This window comes from Terriglobia bacterium, from assembly GCA_020073495.1.
Taxonomy (GTDB): Bacteria; Acidobacteriota; Terriglobia; order Terriglobales; family Acidobacteriaceae; genus JAIQFD01.
This window is the reverse complement of record JAIQFD010000007.1, coordinates 32,451-46,355: the sequence shown is the minus strand read 5'-3', so window position 1 is coordinate 46,355 and position 13,905 is coordinate 32,451. Positions and strand designations below refer to the sequence as shown.

13 protein-coding genes are annotated in these 13,905 nt (G+C 64.6%); 8 read left to right on the top strand and 5 right to left on the bottom strand.

Features of this window, described 5'->3' with window-relative positions:
• Positions 1–44: 44 nt before the first annotated feature.
• The 3 genes from LAN37_15695 to LAN37_15685 form a co-directional block, all read right to left on the bottom strand.
• Positions 45–2,201, bottom strand: coding sequence for a protein kinase (locus tag LAN37_15695; GenBank protein ID MBZ5648653.1), 2,157 nt, complete (start codon positions 2,199–2,201; stop codon positions 45–47).
• Positions 2,202–2,367: 166 nt separating this feature from the next.
• Positions 2,368–2,745 carry a PilZ domain-containing protein gene (locus LAN37_15690; GenBank protein ID MBZ5648652.1) on the bottom strand — a complete coding sequence of 126 codons (378 nt, stop codon included), beginning with the start codon at positions 2,743–2,745 and terminating at the stop codon, positions 2,368–2,370.
• 83 nt (positions 2,746–2,828) lie between these two features.
• Positions 2,829–3,626 carry a class I SAM-dependent methyltransferase gene (locus tag LAN37_15685; protein ID MBZ5648651.1) on the bottom strand — a complete coding sequence of 266 codons (798 nt, stop codon included), beginning with the start codon at positions 3,624–3,626 and terminating at the stop codon, positions 2,829–2,831.
• A 244-nt stretch (positions 3,627–3,870) separates the two neighbouring features.
• On the opposite strand from LAN37_15685, the gene LAN37_15680 reads away from it, so the two are divergent.
• The 3 genes from LAN37_15680 to LAN37_15670 are packed head-to-tail and all read left to right on the top strand — an operon-like array spanning position 3,871 to position 6,771.
• Positions 3,871–5,247, top strand: coding sequence for a tryptophanase (locus LAN37_15680; GenBank protein MBZ5648650.1), 1,377 nt, complete (start codon positions 3,871–3,873; stop codon positions 5,245–5,247).
• Entirely contained in the window at positions 5,244–5,549 is a 306-nt protein-coding gene (locus tag LAN37_15675) for an antibiotic biosynthesis monooxygenase (protein MBZ5648649.1), read from the top strand. The genes LAN37_15680 and LAN37_15675 overlap by 4 nt, the downstream gene beginning before the upstream one ends.
• A gap of 22 nt (positions 5,550–5,571) precedes the next feature.
• Positions 5,572–6,771 carry a TIGR03790 family protein gene (locus LAN37_15670; protein ID MBZ5648648.1) on the top strand — a complete coding sequence of 400 codons (1,200 nt, stop codon included), beginning with the start codon at positions 5,572–5,574 and terminating at the stop codon, positions 6,769–6,771.
• Here the strand turns inward: LAN37_15670 and LAN37_15665 are convergent.
• A complete protein-coding gene (locus LAN37_15665; GenBank protein MBZ5648647.1) occupies positions 6,748–8,922 on the bottom strand; it encodes a SpoIIE family protein phosphatase in 2,175 nt (724 codons plus the stop codon). The genes LAN37_15670 and LAN37_15665 overlap by 24 nt on opposite strands.
• Before the next feature lie 280 nt (positions 8,923–9,202).
• Between LAN37_15665 and LAN37_15660 the strand changes: the two genes are divergently transcribed.
• The 3 genes from LAN37_15660 to LAN37_15650 are packed head-to-tail and all read left to right on the top strand — an operon-like array spanning position 9,203 to position 11,715.
• Positions 9,203–9,844: a GvpL/GvpF family gas vesicle protein gene (locus LAN37_15660; protein MBZ5648646.1), complete on the top strand. Its 642-nt coding sequence runs from the start codon at positions 9,203–9,205 to the stop codon at positions 9,842–9,844.
• A 12-nt stretch (positions 9,845–9,856) separates the two neighbouring features.
• Positions 9,857–11,308, top strand: a complete 1,452-nt coding sequence (locus tag LAN37_15655; protein MBZ5648645.1) for a hypothetical protein — start codon at positions 9,857–9,859, stop codon at positions 11,306–11,308.
• Between the two features lie 2 nt (positions 11,309–11,310).
• Positions 11,311–11,715, top strand: coding sequence for a response regulator (locus tag LAN37_15650; protein ID MBZ5648644.1), 405 nt, complete (start codon positions 11,311–11,313; stop codon positions 11,713–11,715).
• Positions 11,716–11,849: 134 nt separating this feature from the next.
• Here LAN37_15650 and LAN37_15645 read toward each other — a convergent pair whose 3' ends face one another.
• The gene (locus LAN37_15645; protein ID MBZ5648643.1) at positions 11,850–12,053 is read right to left on the bottom strand and encodes an allantoinase; all 204 of its coding nucleotides are present in this window, start codon (positions 12,051–12,053) and stop codon (positions 11,850–11,852) included.
• 93 nt (positions 12,054–12,146) lie between these two features.
• On the opposite strand from LAN37_15645, the gene LAN37_15640 reads away from it, so the two are divergent.
• Positions 12,147–12,827, top strand: coding sequence for a hypothetical protein (locus LAN37_15640; protein MBZ5648642.1), 681 nt, complete (start codon positions 12,147–12,149; stop codon positions 12,825–12,827).
• A gap of 45 nt (positions 12,828–12,872) precedes the next feature.
• Complete coding sequence (gene trxB / locus LAN37_15635; GenBank protein MBZ5648641.1) at positions 12,873–13,805, top strand: thioredoxin-disulfide reductase; 933 nt, start codon at positions 12,873–12,875, stop codon at positions 13,803–13,805.
• Positions 13,806–13,905 lie beyond the last annotated feature (100 nt).

Genomic DNA, 13,905 nt, shown 5'->3' with positions numbered 1-13,905 from the left:
GCCAACATACGACGCGACCGTCCGCGCAGGCAACTCGCCGGCGATCACGCGCGCTTGAGCAATGCCAGGAAGCGCGGATGGCCGCGGATGGGAGCGAGGTCGGGATCGTGTTCCATCCATTCGCGCTGGCCCCAGCCGTGCGTGATGGATTTCTCCAGGCAGTCGATTGCTTTGTCCGCCTCGTCCAGCAGCGCGTACACGCAGGCCACGTTGTAGAGGACCTGCGGCTCTTCGGGCTCGACCGTGAGCGCGCGCTCCAGCCACTCGATCGAACGTTCTCTCTGGTTGAGCTGGGAGAGCGCGTTGGCGCCGAAGTAGAAGGCGCGCGAGTCGCCGGGATGCAGGCTGAGGTGCTTCTCGGCGGCGAGCAGGCCACGCTCGTAGGCGGCGCGCGCCTGGTCTTGCCGACCCAGGCCATGCAGTGCGCTCGCCATCAGCATTTGCGCCTGGTAGTCCTCTGGCACGACGCGGTTGGCCTGTCCGAACCACTGGACCGCTTTTTCGAGCTGCCCCTGCGCGTAGTAATTGCGCGCCTGGAAATAGTAGGGCTCGAACAGGTGCGGGTTCAGGCGGATGGCGGTCTCGAACTCCTTCTGCGCCTCGTCGTACTGCTTTTTCAACGAGGCTGTCAGGCCGCGCGACGCGTGCGCCTCGGCGAGGTCCGGATCCAGCTCCAGCGCTTTCTGGCTGGCGGCGTCGGCCTGTTGCAGGTTCTTCTCGGTCGAGTCCCAGTACATATGCAGGAAGGCGCAGCAGTCGGCGATGCCGGCGTAGGCGCGGGCATAGGTTGGATCGAGCTCGATGGCGCGGGCGAACATCTCGCGCGCGAAGTCGAACCCTTTGCGCCGGAACTGGTGAAAGAACTGCCGCCCCCGCAGGTAGAAGTCATAGGCCTGCACGTCGGCCGTGGGCGGTTTGGCGATGGCGCGCTTCTCGGTCTCGGTCAGCACCAGCCGCAGTGCCCCCGCGATGCAATGCGCGATCTCGTCCTGGATAGCGAAGACGTCTTCCATCTGGCGGTCGTATCGCTCCGCCCAGACCGCATGCCCGGTGCTCGTCTCCACCAGCTTGGCGTTGAGGCGCAGGCGGACGCCTTCGCGCCGCACGCTGCCTTCCAGCACGTACGCGGCATGCAACTGGCGGCCGACATGCGCCGGCGTCACCGGTTTGTCCCGGAAGGCGAGCACCGCGGAGCGCGAGAAAACGCGCAGGCCGCGGATCTTCGACAGCTCGGTGGTGATGTCCTCAGTGATGCCGTCGCGGAAGTACTCGTGTTCTTCCTGCCCGCCCAGGTTCTCGAAGTAGAGCACCGCGATGGAGTTGTCGCGGGAAGTCTCGGGCATGCCGGCGCGCCGGAAGTCGGCGATCAACTCCACGCACGACTGGTAGCGCACCCCGGGGTCCTTCTCCAGGCACTTGAGGATGATCTGCTCCAGGCGCGGCGACAGCTCGGGCTGGCACCATCGCGGCGGAGCCGGCGACTTGTGCAGGACGGAATCGATCAGCGCCGGGACCACCGCCTCGGGAAAGGGATGCCGCCCGGTCGCCATCTCGTAGAGCACCACGCCCACGGAGTAGATATCACTGCGCGAGTCGAGCGCTTCGCCGCGCAGTTGCTCGGGCGCCATGTAGGCCAGTGTGCCAGCGACTCCGACGTTGTTCCTGCTCGAACTTTCCGTCGGCGTGTCCGCCCCCGCCATGGCCAGCGACCTGGCTAGGCCGAAATCGAGGACTTTGAGCCGGCCATCGGAAGTGACGCGCAGGTTGCCGGGCTTCAGGTCGCGGTGCACGATGCCCTGGGCGTGAGCGGCGGCGAGCCCTTCGGCCAACTCCCTGCCCAGGCGGAGCACTTCGCTCTCCGGCAGCGGTCCGGAAGCCAACTTTTCGTCCAGCGTCTGTCCGGGGACATACTCCGCGACCAGGAAGTCAGCGCCTTCCTGGGTATCGAAATCGTAGACAGTGGCGATATTGGGGTGGGTGAGCTTGGAGCAGGCAAGGGCTTCGTTGCGGAACTGGCGGCGGGCGTTGTCGTCGGCCAGTGTTCCAGCCGACAGGACCTTGATGGCCACCTCGCGGTCCAGATGCTCGTCGCGGGCACGATAGACTTCGCCCATCCCGCCGGCGCCGATGCGCTCCAGGATGCAGTAATGCCCCAGTCTCTGGCCCACCAGGCTAGCCGGGCGCAGCGCTTGACCGGCCATCGGGGAAGCTCCCTTCCCCTCACCCTTACTGGAATGCTAGGGCGGGGGTCAGGACAAGTCAAACGGCCTACCTTTGGGTGTGTGTTCCGAAGGGATTGATAAGGAGTCGGATGGGGCCTTCCCAGTGTGAATTGCTACGACGTCGCGTGATGGCGGCCTGCAAGAGCTACTGCAGCAGGGTCAGGGCCTTGCACAGTCGCAGGATCTCTTCGCGCTGCGGGATGCTCAGGGTCAGGAACTCGACGCCGTAACGGTAGCCATTCCGGTTGCGGATGGTCGCGCCGGCCCGCAAGGGCTGCCGGGAATAGGGCAGCGTGAATTCCACTTCGAGCCGGTCCCCGACCTCGAGATCATGGGCCACGAACAGGGCCATACCACTCTCGCTGATGTCGTTGCCACGCCCGTGGACGATGGTGTTCTTGCCGCTCTTATGCACGATCAGGCGGAGCCGCACGTCCACGGTATAGCGCGGGCTGCGACGCATATCCCGCCCGCCGCCCGGGGCGCTTCCCGGTGATGCATTCATGCTGATCATTGGGGACATCCTTCAGCTCCCACGTTACCTTGGGACATGTCCTTGTTCAACTTACGAACGTAATGCCGCGTGGCTGGGGCAGGACCCGAGGGCTATCGCGTGGCGAGCCACATGGAGACCCCTTTATCGGCACTGGTGGAGAGCCCCAGGGCCTGCCATAGCGGATGCAGCACACCCGACAGCTCTGGATCGCCGGAGACGAAGGCATTTGGCAACACAACTTGCAGACGGCTGGCGTCCTCCAGCAGCGCAAACGCGAGCAGGTATTGCTCGTTCCAATAATGGTGTAGCCAGGCCGGAGGGTAGTCGTCAGGCAGGAAAACGTCGTGCACCTGCACCAGCACTCCGGCCGGCAGCGCAGGCAGGATTTCCAGGAAGGCCACGCTCACGTCCGAATTGGTCAGCAAGACGTGGGAGCAGTCGAGGAAGAGCACATCGCCCGCTTGCAGCTCGTGGAAGAGACTGAGGTCAGCCTGTTGCAGAGGCTGCCGCACCAGCCGGTGGCAGAGGGCATCGATCTCCGCCCGCGGATGAGGATCCAGGGAGACGATTTTTGTGGGTAGCGCGTGATCGTCAATGGCACGTCGCGCGAACTTGGTGGAATGTCCGGACCCCACTTCGAGGTACAGTCGCGGTTTGCGTTGCGCCACTATGCAGTACAGCGCGGCAGCATCGAGCGGCGGCATCCAGCCGTTGTCCCAGTAGGGCGAGCGCTCGTCACGTCCTTCCACGGGAATGCGCGCCAGGTGGTCCCGGAACGAGAGGAAGCCACTCAAGAGCTCGCGGTACCCATCGCGTCCTTGCTCCAGCAGCGCCTGCAGGCGAGGGTGCGGCGGACGGTCGTAGCCATGGCGGCTTTGCGGTTCGACCCGGTAGTCGAGGAAGAGCATCTGGTGGCCCTTGACCACGTGACGCAGGTTGTACGCCAGCCACAGCAGCGGATGGCGCCAGGCGAAGGCCCGGACTCGGTCTTTCAGCCGGCGCTGCGCCGGGTGCAGCAGATCGCTGCCGCTGGAGTCTTGGGGCATGCGCGCCTAGTGTAAATGCGCCCCTGCAATGTTCAAACATCACAGCCAAGGCCCTCGTCACGCACTAGAATTCGGTGTGGAGAAGGCCTGCATCCGAGGCGAATGAATGCCCATCCATACTGTCATCGAACCGTTCCGCATCAAGAGCGTGGAGCCCATCCGCTGGACCACGCGCGCGGAACGCGAACAGTTCCTGCGCACGGCACATTACAACCTGTTCCTGCTGCCCGCCGACGACGTGCTCATCGACCTGCTGACCGACTCCGGCACCGGAGCTATGTCCACTCATCAGTGGTCCGCCATCATGCGGGGCGACGAGAGCTACGCCGGGAGCAGAAGCTTCGACTGCTTCCGCTCGTCCGTGCAGAAGATCTTCGGCTACCGGCACGTGATCCCCACACACCAGGGCCGCGCCGCGGAGCGCATCCTGTTCAGCGTGATGTGCCGCAAGGGGGACGTGGTGCCCAACAACACGCACTTCGATACCACGCGCGCCAACATCGAGTTCGTAGGTGCGGAGGCCGTGGACCTGCCCATCGCGGAAGGGAAGCAGCCTGCGACCCGGCACCCCTTCAAGGGCAACATGGATGCAGGCGAGCTGGAGGCGCTGATCCAGCGTGTCGGCCGTGAGCGCATCCCCCTGGTCATGCTCACGGTGACCAACAATTCCGGCGGCGGCCAGCCGGTTTCCATGGAGAACGCGCGCACCGTCAGTGCCATTTGCCGCAAGCACCACATCCCCCTTTATTTCGACGCCTGCCGCTTTGCCGAGAATGCGTACTTCATCAAGCTGCGGGAGCATGGCTATGAAGACAAGTCTCCCAAGCAGATCGCGCAGCAGATGTTCGCCTTGGGCGACGGCTGCACTATGTCGGCGAAGAAGGACGGCATGGCCAACATCGGCGGCTTCCTTTGCACCAACGACGACAAGCTGGCGCAGCAGGAGAAGGACCTGCTCATCCTCACCGAGGGCTACCCGACCTACGGCGGGCTCGCCGGACGCGACCTGGAGGCCATCGCCGTCGGCTTGCAGGAGGCGCTGCACGAGGATTACTTGCACTACCGCATCGCTTCGACCGCCTACCTCGGCAACCACATCGCCGAGCAGGGCGTGCCCATCGTGCAGCCGCCCGGCGGCCACGCGGTGTACATCGACGCCCGCGCCTTCCTGCCCCACATCCCCCAGGAGCAATTTCCCGGGGTCGCGCTCGCTGCAGAACTCTATCTGGAAGGCGGTATCCGCTCGGTCGAGATCGGCACGCTCATGTTCGGCGCCGCCGCCAAAATGGATCTGGTGCGACTCGCCATCCCCCGCCGCGTCTATACCCAGAGCCACATCGACTACGTGGTGGAGGTAATCCTCGAAGTGTGGCGGCGTCGCGAGCAGATCCGCGGGCTGAGGCTGAGGTTCGAAGCGCCCTTCCTGCGCCATTTCACGGCCCACCTGGAGCCGGTCGAGGCGGCGGCCGTGGCGGCGCGATGAGCTACGTCGTCATGTGGGAATTCCATGTCCGTCCCGGTGCGGAGGTGGAGTTCGAGCGCGTGTACGGCCCCGAAGGCGACTGGGTCCGGCTCTTCCGGCAGGGCGCGGGATACGTCCGCAGTGACCTTCTGCGCGATCGCGAAGAAAAGGACCGGTACGTTGTGCTCGATCACTGGGTCTCGCGGGACCAGTACGACGCATTCCGCGCCGCGCACGCTACCGCCTACGGCAATCTCGACCGCCGCTGCGAATCGCTGACCTCGCGGGAGACCCACATCGGGAGCTTCACCGTCGTCGAGTAGCGCCCAGCTACAATACCCTTCCATGTGGAAGCGCTCCCTCCTTCTGCTCGCGCTGGCGGCTCCGGTCATGGCCGACCCGGTCCCTTTGAATGAACGCGTGCTCGTGGTCTACAACGCCTACAGCAAGGATTCGCTGGCGGTCGCCCGGTACTACATGCTCGCGCGGCGCATCCCCGCGGCCAACAAGTGCGCTCTCAAGCCGGTGGAGTTCAAGGCCGCAGCTTCATTTCCCGTCGAGTACGTTGCCTACGGCGATTTCACGGATATGTTCGCCAAGCCGATCCGAAAGTGCCTGAACAAAGTAGGCAAAGAAAAGATCCTTTACATCGTCTTGACTTACGACACTCCGTTCGAACTGAGCGGCGCACCGGAAGGTGCCGGCATGGCCATCGACTCGTACCTGGCCGATGTTTGGGACGAGACCGCCCGATCTCCGGAGCCCAACCCATATTTCGCCCCGCTGTTCAATCAGCGAGAACTGTATCCGCCCTTTGTCCCGCTGGCCGAATACCGCGGGCAGACTGGGGCGAAGCTGATCTACTCGGTCTGGCGCTTGGACGCGCACACGCCGCAGCTGGCCAAGGGCATGGTGGACAAGGCCATCGACGCGGAGCAGAAGGGCCTCTCCGGGACCGCGTGCTTCGACCGGCGCGGCGGCGGCGAGAACATGAGGTTAGTACAAGATTCAGGTTACGGCGCGGGTGATTGGGATCTGTTTCGCGCCGCGCAGTTCGCGCGCCAGGCGGGCTTCCACGTGGTCGAGGACACGAACGAGGCCGAGTTTGGGACCCCGCCGGCGCCCGCGCGTTGCGACGACGCTGCGCTTTATTCCGGTTGGTACTCCATGGGGCATTACAACGATGTATTCACCTGGCGCCCCGGCGCTGTGGGCTTTCACCTCGATAGCGGGTCTGCGACCAATCCACGCTCGGGGAAGAGTTGGTCCGCGAACGCCATCCACCGCGGCATCACCGTGACCTCAGGATCGGTCACCGAGCCCTACCTGACCGGGCTGCCGCACCCCGCGGGGATCTTCCGCAATCTGTTCGAGGGCGCGAACGTCGGCGACGCGTTCCTGCGCAACACCGCCATGATCAAGTGGCAGATCATCAATCTCGGAGATCCGCTCTACACGCCCTTTCCCGGTGGCCGTGGTCCATTCGCGAAAGAGAATTCCAGAAATGAGGGGAAGGCGCCGTCAGCGCGGCCGCGCCAGCACTAGGGTGATGTCGTCCGGCTGTTCGCGGGCGCCGATCCACTCCTGCACCGCGCCGGTCACCAGCTCGGAGATCTGTGCCAGCGGCAAATGGCGATGGTCGCGCACGATCTCGATGAGCCGCTCCTCGCCGAACTCGCCGAATTCGTTCTCCGGTTCAGTCACCCCGTCGCTGTAGGCAAGGAAGATCTCGCCCGCTCTGAGCTGCACCGACTGCTCCTCGTATCCCTGGCGGTCGAACAGCCCCACAACGAGCCCGGCCGTGTCCAGTTTGCGCAGCGAGCCGTCGTTGCCGATGATGATCGGCGGCAGGTGTCCGGCGTTGGAGAAATTGAGCGTTCGCGTGCGCGCGTCGTACACGCTCATGAACAGCGTCGCGTACTTTTCGGTGGGGGTGCTGTGGAACAGCTGCCGGTTCAGCACCGTCAGCACGTTGGCGGGCGAGAACTCGCTGTCCGGCGGCGGCCCTGAGGTCATCTCCAGCACGTGCGTCCGGGAGCTTCCGGCGGCCACCAAGCGTCCTGCCATCGCCGGCATGCGGCCGAACTCATACGCGCGGACGGCCGAGTGCACGGTGGCCATCAGCAGCGCGGCCGAGATTCCTTTGCCCGAGATGTCCCCGACCGCGATCCCCAGGCGGTCCGGGCCCAGCGGCAGGAAGTCGTAGTAGTCGCCGCTCACCGTCCTCGCCGGCCGGCAGACCCCGAAAACCTCCAGCGATTCCAATTCGGTCTTCTGCTTGGGAAAGAGCTGTGCCTGCACCTCCTGCGCGATGGCCAGCTCGTTCTCCAGTCGCTGCTTCTCCTTCTGCTCGGCGATCAGCCGTTCGAGCGATTCGTTCATGGAATTGAACGATGTCTCCAGCGCGGCTAGCTGGTCTTTCGAGCGCACCGGGATGCGGTAGCTGAAGTCGCCGCGGTTCACGTGCTGCGTGCCCTCGTACAGCTCTGCCACCGATCGCGTGATCGTCCGCGTCAGCCCCAGTCCGATGAACAGCGCGAGCAGTTCGATGATGGCGAAGAAGATAGCGGTTCCAGCCAGCACGTAGAGGATGGCCTGCGTCAGTTGTCCCAGTGTCCGAAACAGGCGCGCGTACAAAGCCGAGAGGCGGCTATGAACGATCAGGCCCTCCTTCGCGGTTTCCCCGTCACGCCAGTCGATGACGTCGAACAGGGCGAGGAAGGTGAATTCAAGGTCGACTCGGGCTTCCGGTGGCGGCAGGCTACCCGCAGTCACCTTGGGCATGCGCACGCCCTTCTCCGCCTCCTCCAGGGGGACCGATTCATTGCCGATCACCAGGCGCGAGCCTGGTTTCCCCGGCGGCCGGCCCGTGGTGCCCTCCGCCGGCGTCGACGCCCGCGTGGCGCGGGCGCTGATGTCGGTGATGGTGATCTCTCCGAAATGTGCCGTTATCTCCTGCAGGCGCGCGGCATCCAGGGGCTCGCTGGAGATGATCGTGAGCGGCTCGCCTCCGGCCATGACGGTGTTCGACACTCGCAGGTACGCCCCCGCCGGGTCGAAGGTCACGCCGCGAAAGTCGTCCTTCAGCCATGGAGGACGGGCCAGCGGCTTCGCTCCCGCCGGACCTTGCAGAAGCCTCGTGTTGCCGCGATGCCAGGCCGTCACCTGGCGCTCGGCCCAGCGATGCTCCAGCTTCGGGTCGCGCAAGGCGGGCAACGCTGTCTGCCGCTCTCCGGTGGCGACGCTGTGCGCGTACTCCGCCGCGATCATGGCGTTCGCCGCCTCCAGCGTGCGCAGTTCCGACTGGATGTCCGCGGTCACCAGGTAAGTGGCGAACTGCCCCGCGAACAGGTACGCGGCGCCGACCGCGATGGTCGCGATCAGGAACACGGGAATGACACCGATGAATACGTAGGTGACGATCAACCGGTTCCGCAGCCGCCACAACAACTTGTCGCGCAGCCAGCGGAACCCCAGCACCCCGCCCAGGATCAAGAGCACGAATGTCAGGAACGAGACCCAGCCGCTTAGCCCGGTGCGCGCCGCGGCCGCCGGAGAAATCAGCGCCACTACCTTCTGCACCACGTAGAGCACCAAATCCACTGCTAGCAGATACAGGGTGAAGCGTCCCAGCGCCGTCCGCGGCGCCAGGGCGGCGATTCTGCGACGCCCGTACTTGTTGGAGAAGAGAGCCATCAAGGATTCCTGAAAGGTCGATTATAGCTGCCGCAACAGGTGCTGCCCCGCTGCCGCATCTCCTGTGCAGAAGTACGCTTCCGGCGGCCCGAAGGTTCTGCGGAGAACCGCCGGATTTGAGCGCTTGACTTGCTGCGCCTCCCGTATCGCAGGTCGTGTGGCGGCGGCTGTTGTTGAAAACCCGGGCAGCGCACCGTACACTACCGCTCGCTCAGTGTCTGGCGGTCCAGACCGCGATCGTCCACATGAACCAGGCCCAGCAGCGGCGGAGGCGGTAAGCGTGCCTCTTCTCCTGTATTGCCTCACCGAATCCGAGCCCGCCGTGCCGCCGCCCAAACAAGGCGTGCGCGGGCGTCCCGTCGAGCGCCAGGCCATCGCCGGCATGCAGTGCTACTACTCGGTTTTCCCGCACGCGCCAACAGATCTTTCCCGAGAGGACGCGCTGGTGTTTCACAGCGTCATCACGGCAATCTTCGCCAAGGCCGCGGTCACTCCCTTTCGCTTCCCCACCGTCCTCGAGGGCGAGGACGAGCTGGAGGTGTTTCTGGAGACCGAGGGCCATGATCTGCTCGAAGCCTTGCAGCGCCTGCGGGATTTCGCGCAGATGGAGGTTCGGCTCAGTTACGGAGGAGAGCGCGTCTCCAGCGCAGAATCCGGGAAGGAGCACCTGAAGACCCGCGAGCACGCGCGCGAGATTCTCGAACAGGTGGCGGAGAGCGCCCGCGATTTCCTGGCCGATGCCATCCGCGGGTGGCACACGCGAGAATTCCCCAACGGCTTGCGATGCTATGCTCTGGTCCCCCGCGACGAGGTCGCCTCCTTCCGGCACAAGAGCGAGGGCTTGAAGACGGAGGGCAGGGTTCGCGTGGCGGTCAGCGGTCCCTGGCCTCCGACCGAGTTCCTCCACGAGCCCCTGGAATAAGGAGTCGGCCCCATGGCCTCACCCAAGATCCGCGTGGGAGCGCTGGAAAGGATTCCGAGCGTCAAGGAGTGGCGGCAAAGCAGTCCCCGTCTGCCAGCCGCCGCACGTCTGCTCGAAGCCGAGCGCAGCCACAGGATTTTTCCCCTTCTGCTGGAGGAGATCGTCGCGCTGGGCTTCTCCCGCGCCCTGGTCGCCGGCGTGGACTTTGAGACCGGCGAGGTTGCTCCCACCGCATCCATCAACTTTCGCAAAACCGTCCTCCAGCGATTCTGCACGTCCCTGAAGGCAAGGGGTAAGCCTCTGATCGGCGTGCTGCACGGCGGGCAGCCGGCGGTGCTTCCCACCGGGCCCAGCCGGCGGTCCCTGTATTGCCACCCCATCATCTTTCGCGCCCGGACCAAGTGCTGGGAGGCCGAGCGCCGGCATGCCGGCGGATGCCTGGCCGTGGACAACCAGCACGGGCGGCGCAAGCTTCGCCTACCGGAGCAGGTGTGCTCGATCTGCGGCCTGCGCGCCTACGCAGCCTTGGTCGTTGTCGAACTGGAAAAGGGCGCAGAAGAATGCGACCTCACCGGCCTGTGCGCCCTGGTGGACATGGCCAACCGCTCTCTCTCCCGGCTCTCCAAGGTCGAGCATGACTACCACCGCATAATCGATCTGCAGAACACCATCGTGCGCATGCAGACGGCGATGAGCTCAATGACCGATTTGCGCCGCGCCGGCGAAGAGGTGCGCGCGCAATCCGAGAGGTTGCGCGCTGCCGAGGAAAAGGTCGAGCGCCGCATGCTGGAGATCGAGAGGTTCGCCGCCACCGGTCGTCTGGCCGGCACCATCGCCCACGAGATCAATAATCCTATGGAGGCGATCAAAAACGCCATCTACCTGCTCTCGGGAAAGGTCGCGCCCGAAGCCGTCCCGGTCTACAACATTCTGAAGTCAGAGACCGAGCGCGTGGGACGGATCGTTCGCCAGATGCTCGGCTTGTACCGCAGCACCGAACAGGTCGGCCACGTCGACGTCAACAGCGTGATCGAGGACACGCTGCTGCTTTTCAGCCGTCCTCTCCAGCAGGATTCGATCCGGGTCAAGGCGGATCTGGGCACGCTGCCCGCCGCCGTCGGCTCCGCCGATCAGCTCCGGCAGGTGCTGTCCAACCTCGTCGTCAACGCGAAGGACAGCATGGAAAAAGGCGGCACGCTGTATATCCGCACCCGTTCCATGACCGACGCCGACCCGCTCCAGGGCTTCATCCGGATCGTCATCGGCGATACCGGCTCGGGGATCCCGAAGGCGCTCCAGGACCGCATCTTTGAGCCATTCGTCAGCACCAAGGGCGCCAAGGGCACGGGCCTCGGCCTGTGGATCGTCAAGGGCATCATCGAGAGCCACGGCGGTCAGATCTCGCTCCGGAGCAAGGTTGGCAAGGGAACGGTGGTCAAGATCGATCTTCCGGTGGTGCGATAGCTATGAAAGCCCGGCCACAGCGGCAGACGATCCTGGTGGTGGAGGACGAGCCCGCTGTGCTCCTCACCTACCGCATGATCCTCGAGCAGCACGGGTACGACGTGGTCACGGCGGCGTCTTCGGTCGAGGCCAAGCGCGTCCTCGAGCGGCAGAACATCGACCTCCTCCTGTGCGACCTCTCGCTGGAGGAGCGGGATACGGGGTTCGAAGTCATTGCATCCGCGCGCCAGCTGCGGCCTGCGATGCCCTCCGTGCTGCTGACCGGCTATGCCAGCAAGGATGTGAGCGACCGTGCCCGACAGAGCGGTGTCGCCGTCCTGTTCAAGCCCATCGATATCCAGGAATTCTTGGGCACGATCACCGCGCACTTGAGGGCAGTCCAGCAGAAAAAGAAGAGGACCGGCTAGCAAGCTCGCCGGCCGCCACAGCGGCGAGGAAGGTGCGTGTCGGCAGGAACGGCGGCAGCCCGGGCCGCGGTCCGGCCAGGTAGGCGCCATCGTCTTGGCCAGCTTCTCCTGCGATGAGAAGCAGGACGGACCGCCTAGCCTTCTCCATAGAAGAGGTCGAAGAAAGCCGCGACGCTCTGCTTCAATTGCTTCTCGATGTCGTCCTTGCTTCCTTCCAGAATATGCATGGTGACCCGCGTCTCGCGCCCATTGTTCAGCTTCAGGACGGCATCGCCGACTTCCGCCAGTTCGTCGGCCGGCAGCAGACGCATGCCGTAGATGAGGACGAGATTTGCCATAGGCGGGCGATTGTACGAGTCCGCGATGCTCTCCGCCACAGCTTCTCCGGCCACCGTCGGCCAACCACCGACGACTGCTGGTAGAATGCCGCCGTGCTCCGGACGATCCTGTATTCCTTCCTGTTCTTGCTGCTGGCCAGCGTCGCCGGCGCGCAGCAGGCTCCCCCGCCCGAGATCAAGAAAGACGGCATGCAGGTGAAGATCAATGTCATGAACGTGTGCGCGCCGTCGGACGAGGCGAAGCAGGGCATTGCCGCAGCGTTGGAGCGGATCCCGCTCAAGCCGCGTTTCGCTGCCGATTTCGAGGTATCGCGCGGCCGCAGCACCTTCCCCGACGCGCCCGTCTCCACCTGGGCCCGCATCCGGCGGGAGTTCGTCGCTGACTCACCCTTCAGCAACGTCCAGTACTCGATGAGCATGGACGAGAATGCGCTGATCGAGACGCTGGTGTTTCGCATGCGCGACCTTAAAGACGTCCTCGATGTGACCATCGAAGACCGCATGTCGGCTGTGGCCACTCCGGCAGCGGCCCTGGCCAATGACACACCCGCTACCCGGGTGAAGATCGAGCGCTTCGGGAAGAATTCTCTCGGGCTGTCCCGATGCGAGCAGGCCGATCAGGGGGCGTACGAGTCGCTCTTCGCCAACGCTTCGAAGGTGCTGGCCGGCTACAGGAAGCTGCTTGCCGTGCGCACCACCGTTCCTGGCGAATTGGCGCGTGCCGGCGCAGGTGCAAAGAAGTCTCCGGGCACAGCGCAGAAGACGAACCGGTAAGACTTCGCGGTTGAATCCAAATCTTCGGACTCGTATCTAACGACCATGTCAGAGATCCGCAATACTGTCATCATGGGCTCGGGCTGCTCCGGCCTGACCGCCGCCATCTACGCTGCCCGCGCCAACCTCAAGCCGCTGGTCTTGCAGGGACACGAGCCCGGCGGACAGCTTTCCCTCACCACCCTGGTGGAGAATTTCCCCGGATTCCCCGAAGGCATCCAGGGCCCCGAGCTGATCGAGAACATGAAGAAGCAGGCCGAGCGTTTCGGCGCCGAGGTCCGCACCGGCCACGTGCAGAAGGCGGATCTGAGCCAGCGCCCGTTCACCCTGGTGCTCGGCCACGAGTCCGTCCAGACCCGCACGCTCATCATCGCCAGCGGCGCTTCGGCGCGCTGGCTGGGATTGCCCAACGAGCAGGCATTGATCGGCCACGGCGTTTCCTCCTGCGCCACCTGCGACGGATTCTTTTTCAGCGGCAAGGAGATCGCCGTCATCGGCGGCGGCGACTCGGCCATGGAGGAATCGCTTTTCCTCACCCGCTTCGCCACCAAGGTCACGCTTATCCACCGCCGCGACCAGTTTCGCGCCTCCAAGATCATGCTCGAGCGCGCCAGGGCCCATCCCAAGATTAAGATGCTCACCGACACGGTCGTGAGCGATGTGCACGACGTCTCGAAGAAAGAGGTTACCGGGCTGAGGTTGCGCAACGTCAAGACCGGCGCGGAGTGGGATTTCCCCACCAGCGCCTTGTTCCTCGGCATCGGCCACGTCCCCAACGCCAGCATGTTCCAGGGACAGCTCGAGACCGACGCCGACGGCTACTTAAGAACCACGAACTACGTCTTCACGCGCGTGCCCGGCGTCTTCGCTTCCGGAGACGTGCAGGACCGCCGCTACCGCCAGGCCATCACCGCCTCCGGCACCGGCTGCATGGCCGCCATGGAAGTGGAGAAGTTCCTGGAAGAAGAAGGCCGTTGACTGGCTGAGCGCTGAGAGCTGAATGCTGAGCGCTTTCTCCTGTGACCCGCAACCCGGCCTCGGTGACCCCTGTCATAGCTGACCCCAGCACCCGCGTGTG

Bases quoted from the DNA above. Each gene is read 5' to 3' on its own strand.
- LAN37_15680 (MBZ5648650.1), top strand. From the start codon at position 3,871: ATGCCCATCCATACTGTCATCGAACCGTTCCGCATCAAGAGCGTGGAG.
- LAN37_15670 (MBZ5648648.1), top strand. From the start codon at position 5,572: ATGTGGAAGCGCTCCCTCCTTCTGCTCGCGCTGGCGGCTCCGGTCATG.
- LAN37_15695 (MBZ5648653.1), bottom strand. From the start codon at position 2,201: ATGGCCGGTCAAGCGCTGCGCCCGGCTAGCCTGGTGGGCCAGAGACTG.
- LAN37_15645 (MBZ5648643.1), bottom strand. From the start codon at position 12,053: ATGGCAAATCTCGTCCTCATCTACGGCATGCGTCTGCTGCCGGCCGAC.
- LAN37_15675 (MBZ5648649.1), top strand. From the start codon at position 5,244: ATGAGCTACGTCGTCATGTGGGAATTCCATGTCCGTCCCGGTGCGGAG.
- LAN37_15685 (MBZ5648651.1), bottom strand. From the start codon at position 3,626: ATGCTCTTCCTCGACTACCGGGTCGAACCGCAAAGCCGCCATGGCTAC.
- LAN37_15665 (MBZ5648647.1), bottom strand. From the start codon at position 8,922: ATGGCTCTCTTCTCCAACAAGTACGGGCGTCGCAGAATCGCCGCCCTG.
- trxB (MBZ5648641.1), top strand. From the start codon at position 12,873: ATGTCAGAGATCCGCAATACTGTCATCATGGGCTCGGGCTGCTCCGGC.
- LAN37_15655 (MBZ5648645.1), top strand. From the start codon at position 9,857: ATGGCCTCACCCAAGATCCGCGTGGGAGCGCTGGAAAGGATTCCGAGC.
- LAN37_15650 (MBZ5648644.1), top strand. From the start codon at position 11,311: ATGAAAGCCCGGCCACAGCGGCAGACGATCCTGGTGGTGGAGGACGAG.
- LAN37_15690 (MBZ5648652.1), bottom strand. From the start codon at position 2,745: ATGTCCCCAATGATCAGCATGAATGCATCACCGGGAAGCGCCCCGGGC.